This is a genomic window from Legionella cardiaca, assembly GCF_029026145.1.
Lineage (GTDB): Bacteria > Pseudomonadota > Gammaproteobacteria > Legionellales > Legionellaceae > Tatlockia > Tatlockia cardiaca.
In genome coordinates, this window is sequence record NZ_CP119078.1 from 2,575,610 (window position 1) to 2,588,211 (window position 12,602).

A 12,602-nucleotide genomic window follows, 5' to 3' on the forward strand; every position below is an offset into this window, starting at 1 on the left:
TTCCATACGTAGTTTAAGTCAAATAAGCTGCCGATTTTAGGTGAAAAATTCGTTTTTAACAAACGCAACAATAGACAACAACGCAGAAGTCATAAATTTTGCATTCTATTATCCATTATTTCCTTGATAAGTGCCACGATTTCCCTTTTTGCCGTTGCGCTATCTTCACAATCAAAAAATATACCTTCGGGCCAATTACGTAACCAGGTTAATTGCCTTTTGGCTAACTGCCGTGTGGCAACAATTCCTTTATGACGTAGAGTTTCATAATCATAGTCACCAGCGAGATAATTAATCACTTGACGATAACCAACACTACGCATTGATGGACAAGTGGGCGGTAATTGCCATTTTTGCAAAAGTTCAGCAACTTCTGCGACAAAATCCTTAAGCAACATTTGTTCAAATCGCAAAGCAATACGCTCATGCAACCAATTTCGTTGCTCAGGAAATAAGATAATATTTATAAAATCATATTTAGCAGCGCCCTTTTGCTCTGACCAAAAGAAAGATAACGGCTTACCTGTCAGTTGAAAAACTTCCAATGCTCTTTGAATACGCTGCGTATCATTAGGATGGATTCGCCCTGCTGATAGGGGATCAATTTCCTCTAACTGTCGATGCAAAAAGGACCAGCCATGATGCTCTGCCTGTTTCAACAACTCTGCGCGAATTGCTTCATCAGCTTGAGGCAAAGCAGACAAGCCTTGCTGTAATGCATTGAAATACATCATTGTTCCCCCTACAAGCAAAGGAATTTTTCCTCGCTCATAGATGGCTTCAATCAACTCCACTGCATCTTCACAAAATTGGGCAGCAGAATAACTCTCGATGGGGTCTAAAATATCAATTAAATGATGAGGAGCATTCTTAAGTTCTTCAGGCTCAGGTTTTGCGGTACCAATATTCATCTCCCTGTAAACCATTGCTGAATCAACACTAATGATTTCAAAAGGGAAGACTCTTAACAGTTCACAGGCTAAGGCTGTTTTTCCTGAAGCCGTGGGCCCCATCAAGCAAAAAATAGTTTTAGCCATTTAATAAATCCCTGCAAAGCTCTTTAGACAACTGCTTTCGCCATTCGTATCGTTCATCGCTCTTACTCATTTCCAAGCTTTGCATGTAAGTAATTAACGCTTCTTTTTCTCCTTGCGAAGCATGTCTCGGGTTAAAAATTTGATGTTTAATCAATAACTCCATCAATTCCATATTTTTTGATATGGATTCTTTAAATATAGCATTTAAGAATTGCTTAAGGTCCAAATGAGGAATCGCAGTGGGTAAAGTACGAACAAATATGACATTTTCACCCATTAAATTAATATTAATCCCTACTTGTTCTAAACCCTGCTTAACTTGCTGAAAATGCTTTAAATTTATCTCATGAAGAGTATGACTTACAGGCACTAAAAGTGGGCGACTCGCAAGAGGCAAACTTTGCTGAAGCAAGACTGATCTTAACCAATGTTGTTGCAGATAATTGGCATCGACTAAATACGGTTGCTCATGCAAAAAGACCAACACAAAATGATCATTCAAGACAATCCATTGCTTAGAATTTTCAGCAACTAAAATCTGGTTTTCCGTAATCAATAGAGGCGGTGGTATAAAAGGCTCATTAATTTGTAATCTGGTCCTCTTTTCTTCCCCTATCAATTTATAGGGTTCGGATTGTTGGGCGGCATGTAACATCTGATGAAGTTGGGAACTAATAAAATCGTGAACTAAACGAGGTTGTTGAAAACGAACTTCATGTTTTGTGGGATGCACATTCACGTCAACTTCTTCGGGCGCAATAGTCAAATACAACAGACAAGAAGGGTAACGACCTGGATGCAAAAAATTTTCATAGGCTTGTTTAATCGCATGATGTAATAATTTATCTTTGACCATGCGCTTATTAATATAAATCCATTGCTTATCATTTTGACTACGCTGATAATCCCCTTTTGCTAACCAGCCGCAAAGTCGCATGTTGGCATGCTCAACATCAAGGTAGCAGGCGTGCTCGACAAAAGTCTTACCTAATATTTTGCGAATACGAGCTAACCTCGTTTTATCACATTGTGCCGCAGGTAAACTTAATATTTTTTTTTCATTATGATTTAGATTGATTGTTATTTCCGGGGCACTTAAAGCAAAACGCTTGACAACCATCTCAATAGCTTGAAATTCGCTACGTTCCGATTTTAAGAATTTTTTCCTAACTGGAGCATTAAAAAAGACATCGCGCACCTCAACCGTGGTACCTTCACTTCGGGCACAAGGTTCTAGGTGAAAAGTTTGTCCATCGCTGATTAATTTCATTGCATGAGCTTGTTCTTTAGGTTTAGAACTAATCGTTAAACGAGAAACAGAGGCAATACTTGCCAGAGCTTCTCCACGAAAACCCATACTGGCGATAGAGTATAAATCACTTAGTTGGTTAATCTTACTGGTAGCATGAGGGGCAATGGCTAAAGGCAGATCCTCAGCAACAATACCTGTACCATTGTCACTGATTTTAACCTGGTTTAAACCACCATAACTAATATCGATGTTAATGAGATTAGCTTTAGCATCCAGAGCGTTTTCCAATAACTCTTTAACAATAGAAGCCGGACGCTCAATAACTTCACCGGCTGCAATTTGATTGGCTAAAGCCAAAGGCAACTGTTGAATTCTCATGCGACAGGAATAATAAGTCGTTGACCCGCTTTAATTTGGTTTCCTGGCAAATGATTAGCCGTTTGAATTGCTGCAATTGAAACACGATACCTGGATGCAATTTGTGGTAGCGATTCACCACGGCGAACCAGATGAATATTTCCATCTCCCGCCAATGCTTCAATACGCGTTCCGTGTGGCGGATAATCCCAAAAATAACGCTTTAAACCTTCAAAAATTGCTTGTGTTAAATGTTGCTGATAACGAGGACTGGTCAGATTGCTTTCTTCACGAGGATTAGAAATGAACCCCGTTTCAATTAAGATAGAGGGGATATCAGGAGACTTAAGAACCATGAATCGGGCTTGCTCCACCTTATGATTATGTAAATTAGTAATTCTATCCAAATTCCGCAGCACGCGTTCACCCATATGCAAACTGGCACCAATGGTAGCAGTCTGGGATAAATCAATTAACACTGTCCGGACCAAACCACTTTGATCATCCAATTCCGATAAATTCACTCCACCCAGCTCTGAATAGTTTTCCTTTTCAGCAAGCCAACGTGCCGCTTCGCTTGTTGCCCCAGATTGTGATAATGCAAAAACCGAAGCCCCACTCGAATGCTGATTAATAAACGCATCGGCATGGATAGAAATAAATACATCAGCATTGTATTTTCTGGCAATTCTTAGACGTTCACGTAATTCAATGTAGTAATCGCCATTGCGTGTCAATACAGCTCTCATACCTGGTTGTCTATCAATAATTTGTTTTAATTTCTGGGCAATAGCCAAGGTCACATTTTTTTCTTGTGTTCTTCTTGGTCCACTGGCACCTGGATCCTTCCCACCATGACCAGGATCTAACACAACTATAACATCACGCAATGCTTTTTGTGGGGCATGACGTACAGAGACAGGTGTCTTAGCAACGTGCGTAACAGCTTGTCTTTTCGAAACGGAAGAAGGACCATCATAATAATGAGGAATCGTAGGATCATTGACCGTTAAATTTGTGGCCTCATTTCTTGTTAATCTGTATGCCCCATTTGTCGATAAATTTAACGAAAAACTGTGTTTTGATTTTGCTGATTGCTGTAGAGGTTTTGTCTGGGTCATCACAACTTGATTAACTTCAAAGACCAAACGCAGGGTATGAGGATTAGGGCGTCCACTACGAATATCGCGAATCAATTGTCGACCCAAATTTACTTGGTTTAAATTTACTGCTAAATCGGTATCCTGAAAATCAATTACCACTCGATTCGGATTGGTTAATGTAAAAACTTTATGAGCAACAGCCCTATCTAATGAAAAAAGTACCGAAGGGTTACCTGCTTGTTGTTTCACTTCGATGGAGAGCAATTTTGCAGCCATTGCCAACGAACAGCTTGCCATCAACAAACAAAATACAAAGGTGCGTCTATTCATGTTTACCCACAAGGCAAGACAACAGTTTTTCTCCTGCGGTGCTTGCAGCCTTTATAGTTAGCAAACGTCCGCTCCCATTGATAATAAATGCAAAGTTGATATCAACTTTTTCCAAAAAATGGCCACCCCGCTCTGGCCATTCAATACAACAGACTGAGTCCTCTCGAAAATAATCTCTAAAGCCGATATATTCTAGCTCCACTTCATCATGAATACGATAAAGATCAAAGTGATGCACCTGAAAATCACTACATTGATAACTTTCAACCAGAGAAAAAGTTGGACTTTTCACTGCAGTTTTAATTCCTAACGCTCGTAACATCGCTCTAATGAACATTGTTTTTCCGGCGCCAATTTCGCCACTGAAGCTCAACACCAGTGGTGAAAACAGACAAGTAGCTGTCTTTGCAGCCTGCCTTTCACTACTTGATTCATCAGGGAGAATTAAATCGACTTTTATCATTTATTTACCAACCGACACGTTATTCACTTGATAACGTAAATAAGGCATTAGGTCACTGGCCAAAAGACCTCGCTCTCCCAAAGCATTAGCGGCGATATCAGCTGCTGTAGCATGAATCCAGACACCTAATTTGGCTGCATCTGCAAGAGATAATCCCTGTGCAACAAGCCCAGCAATAACACCGTTTAAGGCATCCCCCATCCCAGCACTGGCCATGCCAGGATTTCCAGCTGCACATAAATACATGTCGGACTCGTCTGTCGCAATCAAAGTACCTACACCTTTGAGAATTACATTGCCTCCATATTGCTTTTGGAGGTTACGCACAGCTTGATAACGATCTTTTTGGATTTCTACAGTCGAGCAATTTAATAAACTCGCTGCTTCACCAGGATGAGGAGTTAAAACCCAATTATCATCCTGTTGTGAGTGATTAGCCAAAATACGTAAAGCAGAAGCATCAATAATCATTGGTAGCTGGGAGGTCATCGCTTTGAGAAATAATGCATTAGCCCATTCATCTTCGCCTAATCCAGGACCAATCACACATACTGTCGCTCTACTAATTAACGGTGAAAGCTCATCAACTTCCTCAATGCCATAAATCATCGCTTCTGGTAATAATGGCAATACATGCCCAGCATGTTCTGGCCTTGTGGCAATTGTCACTAGCCCCGCTCCCACGCGTAAAGCAGCATTAGCTGTTAAATAAACAGAACCTGGCATCCCATGACCGCCACCTATGACCAAAACATGACCAAAATTACCCTTGTGAGAATTTTTTAGTCGAGCGGGCAACAGCATATTGCGCAAATGTTCGTCCAATACATAAGCTGCAGGCGAGATTGATGATAGACAGCTTTCTAGCCCTAAACTATGACAAATTAACTTACCACAATGATCAGGTCCATCGGCAGTCATTAAACCTAATTTTCGCCCTATAAACGTCGTGGTTGTCGTTGCACGTACGGCTACTCCCAACACGCATCCCGTATCAGCATTTAAACCAGAGGGAATATCAATAGCTAACACAGGAAGCTGACTATCATTAATCTGATTAATTGCTGTTGCAATAGGGCCCTTGACATCACCATGTAAGCCTATCCCTAATAATGCATCAACAATTAGTTCTACCTCACTATCAATTGACTCATCCAGACATTGACAAACCACACCTGCAGCAATAGCAGTTAACGCTGCATGACGTGCTGCAGGAGGTAAATTCTCTGCTGTTTTATATTGATGGATAACGACGGAGTAACCTTCTTCGTGGGCGAGACGCGCCAGCACATAACCGTCTCCGGCGTTATTACCACTTCCACAAAATATTGCTAGATTACGCACATCAGGATAAAGAGCAGTCAACGTGGAAAAAGCGTTAAACCCCGCACGCTCCATTAACTCATCTTCAGATAAACCCAGATCAGTCATGGCTAGCTGCTCACATAAACGAATATGCTCAACCTGATAGAGAGGGATTTTTGAGGTAGTCATAGCCTTTTTTCTTATGCTCCCTAGCGATACTAGGATACGTTTATAGCCTGCAGATACTCATCAGTGTTACCAGCAAATTTATTTTGTAGATATCCTGAAAGTAACAACACTACTCTTGTTTTTTTACAAGCGTTAATGCAGGTTTGCGTCCCTTACTGCTTTCTGGTCCTGTTCTAGTCGATGGTGGAGGCTCGTGAGCTTCTTCAGGAAACTCCATTCCTTGACCATTTTCTTTGGCATAAATTGCCAAAACAGCAGTAGGAACGATAAAAATCTGCATGCTTTCGCCAGAAAAACGGGCTGTAAATACAATCCTGTCATTCTCAAGGTGTAAACCTCGACACGCCTTAGGAGAAATATTTAAGACTATTCGACCGCCATTAACATATTCCAGTGGCACCTGAGTACCAGGATAATTGGCATTGACCAAAATATAAGGAGTCAGGTCGTTGTCGACAATCCAATCATAAATAGCACGAATAAGATAAGGCTTATTAGAGGTCATATTCATAATCAGGCCGCTCTTAATTGCCTCTCAGCATCAGTCAAGCTTGCCTGGAAAGAATCACGCTTGAATAGACGCTGCATATAGGCATGCAATCCTTTAGCTTTTGCAGGAACTTCAATTCCTAACTGAGGCAAACGCCATAATAACGGAGCTAACGCGCAATCTAATAAAGAAAATTCATCACTTAAAAAATAAGGTTTATCGGCAAAAACAGGTTCAAGATTAACCAGACTTTCAAGCAGGTATTGACGTGACTGCTCTACATCCTGAGAGGCTTTGATATTTTGCAATAAACAATACCAATCCTGTTCTATTCGATGCATCATTTTGCGTGCTTCAGCTCGAGCAACAGGATATACGGGTAAAAGCGGCGGATGAGGAAAACGTTCGTCCAGATATTCCATAATAATGCGCGCTTCATAAAGAACCAATTCTCTATCCAAAAGAGTAGGAATCGTTCCATAAGGATTAACGGCTAATAAATCATTAGGAGCTTCGCCTTGCTTGGCATGGAGAATTTCAACATTAACTCCTTTTTCAGCCAAAACTATACGAACTTGATGACTATAAATATCATCATTATCAGAATATAAGGACATAATCGTGCGCTTTGCCACAATAGCCATCAGCAAACTCCTCGTCGTCAATCGTTCAATTCATACCTTTGGGTATGTCAAAGGGCATTATTTTATCACAAATTTAACCAATTTGATGATAGATCACAGACAATTTTCTAATTCTGTAAATTACTTAGTCAATTTTTATTGGAATAAGACATTAGCGATTTTTCAACTTGCGAATCTAATGTATCCTTTTCCAATAAACTCGCTTTAATTGGTAGGCAACTAACCAAAAAATGCATAAAAATATAATCACTCCTACACCTATGCGAAAACGAACTAATTTCGCAGGTTCAGCAACATAAGCTAAAAAAGTGACTAAATCTTCAAGGGTGCTATCAAATTGCTGGATCCCCATTTCTCCTTTTTCCACTAAAACCAGATGAGACACATGCGGTTTGGGTCCCTGTCCTTCGGTAATACCAATGACACGGCCAATTAGCGGTTCGAGAATGTTGGGCATTGCAACGTCTGGAATTAAAAGATTATTCGTACCAAAAGGCCTGCTCTTATCTTCATAAAAACTTTTTAAATAAGTAAAAATCCATGCGGGGCCTCGCTCCCGAGCAGTCAATGAAAGATCAGGTGGCACAATACCAAACCATTGCCTGGCGTCTTTCTCAGGCATACTAATTTGGATGGGATCATGAATTTTCGCTGAGGTGAATACTAAGTTATTGAATAATAAATCCTTATCAATTTCACCATCAAACGTCGTTAAGCCAAGATCCGTTGCCATTTGGTTGTATCGCATATAACGTAATGCGTGGCAACCCGAACAATAATTCATGAATATTCTTGCGCCGCGTTGCAATTTTGCAGAATCATGCAAATCAATATTCACCGGTAACAATGCAACATTATTAGCAGCGTGTACAAATGAAGCAACCAATAATCCTAAAAGGAAGCAACCTATCTGCCTTTTACTCATGCTGGGATCCTCTCAGGTACGGTTTTGTGCTGCTCATGACGTGTATACAGGGGCATAAATAGGAAATAAGCAAAATAAATTGCTGTAAAAATCCGGGCTAAATATTGCTTAAACGGCGTCATGATTACCGTTCCGAGATAGCCAAGCATAACAAAACTGATAACAAATGCAGCCAAAGCATATTTTGAGTAATAACCTTTGTAACGCATCGAACGCACAGGACTTCTGTCTAACCATGGAATAAAAAATAAAATCAATATGGCGGCCCCCATCGTAATTACTCCTAACAATTTGTCAGGTATTGCTCTTAGCATCGCGTAGAATGGTGTTAAATACCACACGGGAGCAATGTGTTCAGGAGTAACCATTGGATTGGCTGGGACAAAGTTGGCATATTCTAAAAAATACCCCCCCATTTCCGGTATAAAAAAAACAACAGCAAAAAATAGAATAAGAAAAACGATAATCCCCGCAAAATCCTTAACAACGTAGTACGGATGAAAAGGAATACCGTCGAGTGGTTTCCCGTCTGGCCCTAGATATTTTTTAATATCCACCCCTAGTGGGTTGTTTGAACCTACTTTATGAAGGGCAACCAGATGTAAAAAAACCAGCAACAAGAGCAACAATGGGACACCAATCACATGTAGGGCAAAAAATCGCTGTAGCGTGGCATTAGCGACATTGAAATCACCGCGTAACCAGGTTGCCACACTATCACCAACCCAGGGAATTGCCCCAAATAGAGAGGTTATAACCTGAGCACCCCAAAAGGACATCTGCCCCCAAGGTAATAAATAGCCAAAAAAGGCTTCGGCCATTAGCAAAAGAAATATTACTACGCCTAATAACCAAACCAGTTCTCTTGGTTTTTGGTAAGAACCATAAAGCAAGCCTCTAAACATATGGAGATAAATAACAATAAAAAAAGCCGAGGCTCCCGTAGAATGCATATACCGTAGCAACCATCCGTAATTCACATCACGCATAATATATTCAACGGAGCTAAACGCTTGCTGCGCCGTCGGGGTATAAAACATGGTTAACCAAAGGCCGGTAACTAACTGATTAACTAAAACAATCGTGGCTAATGAGCCAAAAAAGTAATAAAAATTAAAATTCTTCGGTGCGTAGTATTCGCTTGCATGCGCTCGCCAGGTGTTCAATAACGGGAAACGTGCATCTAACCAATCTATCCATCCACTCATCTTGGATTATCCTTGTTTCTTTTCTTCGCCGATTACAATGACATGCTCGCTTACAAAATAATAAGGCGGTACCTGTAAATTAATGGGTGCAGGTACTCCTTTAAAAACTCTTCCAGCCAAATCAAAAGTCGACCCATGACAAGGACAATAAAATCCGCCAGGCCAATGCGGTCCAAGTTCATTAACATTAGGTAAATATTTTGGCGAGCATCCTAAATGGGTACAAATTCCCACTAATACCAAATATTCAGGATTGATAGAACGGTATACATTTTTAGCATAGGCCGGTTGTTGTTCAACCAAAGACTCTGGATCGCGTAATTGATTTTCTGCCCCTCTTAAGGTTTGGAGCATTTCTTTTGTGCGTCGAATTATCCATACGGGTTTACCTCGCCATTCGACAGTAACCTGCTGCCCAGGCTCAATCTTACTTAGATCAACTTGTACAGGAGCTCCAGCAGCCTCTGCTTGGGCACTGGGTAGCCATGAGGAAATAAAAGGAGTCAATGCACAAGCTACACCTACTCCCCCTAAGACGCCCGTGGTCGTCAATAGAAACTTACGCCGTTGCTCATCAATTTCTTCTTCAGTAGGATTATCATTTTGAGTAGGATCACTATCATCTATCACGTCATTTCGTCCTGGTTTATCCCTCAGTTCCATTTCTGTCAGATCACTAACAAAAAAATTTAAATTCAGTTATAACAAAGAATTACACATTTGAAAATGACAGGGGATTCTCTAATGAAAAAAATATTTTAAGAGAACTTAAACATTGAGCCAAATAATTAATTGCTAATCCTCATAAATTATTTGCAGGTAATGAAGTTACTAATTTTTATACATAAATCTAACCTGTTAGATTAGAGAATATGGATCCCAAAAATTCCTCTTTTCTGCCTTAGAGTTTTAATTCACCAGAAATTAATCACTGAAAATAAGGTAAGGAAACTCTTTTTTTAATATTGCTAAAACACCTTCTAAATGTTGCTTGCTCTTGATAATTAGCAAAATGGTATCATCACCAGCAATGGTACCCAAGATGCCTGATTCATTCGGATTTTTGGCGGAGTAGCTAACAAATTTTTTATCAAGAAAAGACGCCAGACTATTTGCGTTACCCGGATGAGTATGTAAAACAATCATGCCATAATCGGAAACCTGGATATTAAGTACAAGTGGTATACTTGGCACACTGAAATCCACGACTCGATAAACACCAGCAACCTTAGCAATATTTAATTTTTTTAACCGACGCGATAGCGTGGCTTGCGGAATATCATAGCCTCTTTCTTGCAAACTTTTCTGCAAATCACTTTGCTCAGAAATTTCTTGGGTTTGCACAATACTCAGTATATGCCCATCAAGAATATTGTCATAAGACATCTTACGGCTCCTTAGCAAAATCAACGACTTATTATACATCTCTCTACTTTCTGATAAATCCAGCGCTTCGAGGAGGATGGGCTAACTTTCCTTGTTGTATTTAATTATTCTTAATCTGCGATAAACAATTTCAATAGGAAGATAAAAAAAACCCCGCTTTTGCGGGGTCTTTTGGTACGAATAAGATTAACGTTTTGAGTATTGCGTTGCACGGCGAGCTTTGTGCAAACCAACCTTTTTTCTTTCCACGCGTCTTGAATCGCGAGTCAACAGACCACGTGCACGTAATTTTCTACGGAAAGAAGTAGGACTTGGCTCAGCATCTTCAGCTAGACCATGCTCATCATAGGCCACTAATGCACGAGCGATACCCAAGCGAATAGCACCTGCTTGACCGGAAATTCCACCGCCAACGACAGTTGCATAGATATCAAACTTGCCAATTACATCAACAGTTTCTAAAGGTTGACGAACGATCATGCATGAAGTTTCACGACCAAAATAATCTTCTAATGAACGATTATTGACTTTAATTTCGCCCTTGCCAGGACGTAAAAATACTCTAGCCGTTGAACTTTTTCTACGGCCAGTGCCATAGTGTTGTTGTCTTTCAGCCATACTTATTCCTCAATCTCAAGTTGCTTAGGTTGCTGCGCTGTATGAGGATGCTCATTGCCGGCATAAACCTTGAGCTTACGATACATTTCTCGACCCAAAGGATTTTTGGGAAGCATTCCTTTCACTGCGAGCTCGATGATGCGTACAGGATTCTTTTGTTGCAACTTATCAAAAGAAGTTGATTTTATACCACCGGGAAAACCAGAATGATGGTAATACATCTTTTCTTTAAATTTACGGCCAGTAACAGTTACTTTTTCCGCATTGGTTACAATAATATAATCACCTGTATCAACGTGTGGTGTATATTCAGCCTTATGCTTGCCACGTAAACGACGAGCAATCTCGGTAGCAAGACGACCTAAAACCTTGTCGCTAGCATCGATCACATACCAGTCGCGTTTGACTTCATGTGTCTTGGCGCTAAATGTTTTCATTAAATTAACTCCGTACCGCCTTTATTGGTAATCTTTCAATCAGACGGGCGATTTTAACTAAAACCGGCATAACCTACAAGTATAATGCTATAAATTCTGCAAGCTTTTTAGATTTTATGCACAATTTTACTAGTTTGATACTAAAATAAAGCTGCTGCAGGCTAGAAAATAACTTAGATTTTTGCTGCGGGCTTAAATTTGTAAGTTTTACATCAAAACCTGGATTCGTTTAAATATTATACACTTAATGGGGAATGATTAAATGTGCAACTGGATTTCCAGCTATTAGATGGCTATCTATAATTTCATCAATGTCAGCGATCGACGAATAGGTATACCATATTCCCTCAGGATAAATAACAATACAAGGACCCTCGCTACATCGACCAAGGCATCCAGATTTACTGATTCTTACCTTACCAGGGCCATGCAGTCCAAGTTCCAGTAGTCTTGATTTCATATAATCAAAAAAAGGCTCACCACCTGCGTTAGCACAACATTGTTTACCAGGTATTTTTTGATTGGTGCATAAAAAAACATGCTTATCGTAATGAGTCAATGAACTACTTACCTCGCTCTTCTATTTTAGTTTTTAATTTAAGGCCGGGTTTAAACGTTACCACCCGCCTTGCCCCCACAGGGATAGCCTGCCCTGTCTTGGGATTTCTTCCAGGTCGTTGAGGCTTGTCGCGCAAAGTAAAGTTGCCGAATCCTGACAACTTAACATGCTGACCATTCTCAAGGCCATGCTTTAATGTTTCAAAAAACTGCTCAACCATGTCTCTGGCATCAGACTTCCCGAGACCCAATTCATTACATAAAGTTTCTGCAATCATTGCTTTACTTAGTGCATTCACG

The 12,602-nt window shown here is 40.2% G+C and carries 15 protein-coding genes; all 15 read right to left on the minus strand.

Annotated features, from left to right (window positions below; translation table 11 throughout):
* Nucleotides 1-89: 89 nt before the first annotated feature.
* The 15 genes from miaA to PXX05_RS11175 all read right to left on the minus strand — a co-directional run bounded on the left by miaA (nucleotide 90) and on the right by PXX05_RS11175 (nucleotide 12,601).
* On the minus strand, nucleotides 90-1,037 hold the full coding sequence (gene miaA / locus PXX05_RS11105; protein WP_275088283.1) for a tRNA (adenosine(37)-N6)-dimethylallyltransferase MiaA: 948 nt from the start codon (nucleotides 1,035-1,037) through the stop codon (nucleotides 90-92).
* The gene (mutL, locus tag PXX05_RS11110; RefSeq protein ID WP_275088284.1) at nucleotides 1,030-2,667 is read right to left on the minus strand and encodes a DNA mismatch repair endonuclease MutL; all 1,638 of its coding nucleotides are present in this window, start codon (nucleotides 2,665-2,667) and stop codon (nucleotides 1,030-1,032) included. The genes miaA and mutL overlap by 8 nt, the downstream gene beginning before the upstream one ends.
* Nucleotides 2,664-4,079 carry an N-acetylmuramoyl-L-alanine amidase gene (locus PXX05_RS11115; protein WP_275088285.1) on the minus strand — a complete coding sequence of 472 codons (1,416 nt, stop codon included), beginning with the start codon at nucleotides 4,077-4,079 and terminating at the stop codon, nucleotides 2,664-2,666. Before PXX05_RS11115 ends, mutL begins: the two co-directional genes overlap by 4 nt.
* The gene (gene tsaE / locus PXX05_RS11120; protein ID WP_275088286.1) at nucleotides 4,072-4,542 is read right to left on the minus strand and encodes a tRNA (adenosine(37)-N6)-threonylcarbamoyltransferase complex ATPase subunit type 1 TsaE; all 471 of its coding nucleotides are present in this window, start codon (nucleotides 4,540-4,542) and stop codon (nucleotides 4,072-4,074) included. The genes PXX05_RS11115 and tsaE overlap by 8 nt, the downstream gene beginning before the upstream one ends.
* Nucleotides 4,543-6,036, minus strand: coding sequence for an NAD(P)H-hydrate dehydratase (locus PXX05_RS11125; protein ID WP_275088287.1), 1,494 nt, complete (start codon nucleotides 6,034-6,036; stop codon nucleotides 4,543-4,545).
* A 109-nt stretch (nucleotides 6,037-6,145) separates the two neighbouring features.
* Nucleotides 6,146-6,547, minus strand: a complete 402-nt coding sequence (locus tag PXX05_RS11130) for a ClpXP protease specificity-enhancing factor (RefSeq protein ID WP_275088288.1) — start codon at nucleotides 6,545-6,547, stop codon at nucleotides 6,146-6,148.
* Nucleotides 6,548-6,549: 2 nt separating this feature from the next.
* Nucleotides 6,550-7,170, minus strand: a complete 621-nt coding sequence (sspA, locus tag PXX05_RS11135; RefSeq protein ID WP_275088289.1) for a stringent starvation protein SspA — start codon at nucleotides 7,168-7,170, stop codon at nucleotides 6,550-6,552.
* Nucleotides 7,171-7,345: 175 nt separating this feature from the next.
* Nucleotides 7,346-8,095 (minus strand): cytochrome c1, encoded by a 750-nt coding sequence (locus tag PXX05_RS11140; protein ID WP_275088290.1) that lies wholly within the window; start codon nucleotides 8,093-8,095, stop codon nucleotides 7,346-7,348.
* The gene (locus PXX05_RS11145; RefSeq protein WP_275088291.1) at nucleotides 8,092-9,303 is read right to left on the minus strand and encodes a cytochrome b; all 1,212 of its coding nucleotides are present in this window, start codon (nucleotides 9,301-9,303) and stop codon (nucleotides 8,092-8,094) included. Before PXX05_RS11145 ends, PXX05_RS11140 begins: the two co-directional genes overlap by 4 nt.
* Nucleotides 9,304-9,309: 6 nt before the next feature.
* Nucleotides 9,310-9,966 (minus strand): ubiquinol-cytochrome c reductase iron-sulfur subunit, encoded by a 657-nt coding sequence (gene petA, locus PXX05_RS11150; RefSeq protein ID WP_275088292.1) that lies wholly within the window; start codon nucleotides 9,964-9,966, stop codon nucleotides 9,310-9,312.
* Between the two features lie 261 nt (nucleotides 9,967-10,227).
* Complete coding sequence (locus PXX05_RS11155; RefSeq protein WP_275088293.1) at nucleotides 10,228-10,689, minus strand: arginine repressor; 462 nt, start codon at nucleotides 10,687-10,689, stop codon at nucleotides 10,228-10,230.
* 186 nt (nucleotides 10,690-10,875) lie between these two features.
* Nucleotides 10,876-11,307 (minus strand): 30S ribosomal protein S9, encoded by a 432-nt coding sequence (gene rpsI / locus PXX05_RS11160; RefSeq protein ID WP_275088294.1) that lies wholly within the window; start codon nucleotides 11,305-11,307, stop codon nucleotides 10,876-10,878.
* A 2-nt stretch (nucleotides 11,308-11,309) separates the two neighbouring features.
* The gene (gene rplM, locus PXX05_RS11165) at nucleotides 11,310-11,744 is read right to left on the minus strand and encodes a 50S ribosomal protein L13 (RefSeq protein ID WP_275088295.1); all 435 of its coding nucleotides are present in this window, start codon (nucleotides 11,742-11,744) and stop codon (nucleotides 11,310-11,312) included.
* Nucleotides 11,745-11,988: 244 nt separating this feature from the next.
* Nucleotides 11,989-12,303 (minus strand): (2Fe-2S) ferredoxin domain-containing protein, encoded by a 315-nt coding sequence (locus PXX05_RS11170; RefSeq protein ID WP_275088296.1) that lies wholly within the window; start codon nucleotides 12,301-12,303, stop codon nucleotides 11,989-11,991.
* Between the two features lie 4 nt (nucleotides 12,304-12,307).
* A complete protein-coding gene (locus PXX05_RS11175) occupies nucleotides 12,308-12,601 on the minus strand; it encodes an integration host factor subunit alpha (protein ID WP_275088297.1) in 294 nt (97 codons plus the stop codon).
* Nucleotide 12,602: the final 1 nt, after the last annotated feature.

Excerpts from the sequence above, each read along its gene's own strand:
- sspA (WP_275088289.1), bottom strand. The coding sequence starts at position 7,170 with ATGGCTATTGTGGCAAAGCGCACGATTATGTCCTTATATTCTGATAAT.
- rpsI (WP_275088294.1), bottom strand. The coding sequence starts at position 11,307 with ATGGCTGAAAGACAACAACACTATGGCACTGGCCGTAGAAAAAGTTCA.
- PXX05_RS11130 (WP_275088288.1), bottom strand. The coding sequence starts at position 6,547 with ATGAATATGACCTCTAATAAGCCTTATCTTATTCGTGCTATTTATGAT.
- miaA (WP_275088283.1), bottom strand. The coding sequence starts at position 1,037 with ATGGCTAAAACTATTTTTTGCTTGATGGGGCCCACGGCTTCAGGAAAA.
- PXX05_RS11140 (WP_275088290.1), bottom strand. The coding sequence starts at position 8,095 with ATGAGTAAAAGGCAGATAGGTTGCTTCCTTTTAGGATTATTGGTTGCT.
- PXX05_RS11115 (WP_275088285.1), bottom strand. The coding sequence starts at position 4,079 with ATGAATAGACGCACCTTTGTATTTTGTTTGTTGATGGCAAGCTGTTCG.
- rplM (WP_275088295.1), bottom strand. The coding sequence starts at position 11,744 with ATGAAAACATTTAGCGCCAAGACACATGAAGTCAAACGCGACTGGTAT.
- PXX05_RS11145 (WP_275088291.1), bottom strand. The coding sequence starts at position 9,303 with ATGAGTGGATGGATAGATTGGTTAGATGCACGTTTCCCGTTATTGAAC.
- tsaE (WP_275088286.1), bottom strand. The coding sequence starts at position 4,542 with ATGATAAAAGTCGATTTAATTCTCCCTGATGAATCAAGTAGTGAAAGG.
- PXX05_RS11155 (WP_275088293.1), bottom strand. The coding sequence starts at position 10,689 with ATGTCTTATGACAATATTCTTGATGGGCATATACTGAGTATTGTGCAA.
- petA (WP_275088292.1), bottom strand. The coding sequence starts at position 9,966 with ATGGAACTGAGGGATAAACCAGGACGAAATGACGTGATAGATGATAGT.
- mutL (WP_275088284.1), bottom strand. The coding sequence starts at position 2,667 with ATGAGAATTCAACAGTTGCCTTTGGCTTTAGCCAATCAAATTGCAGCC.
- PXX05_RS11125 (WP_275088287.1), bottom strand. The coding sequence starts at position 6,036 with ATGACTACCTCAAAAATCCCTCTCTATCAGGTTGAGCATATTCGTTTA.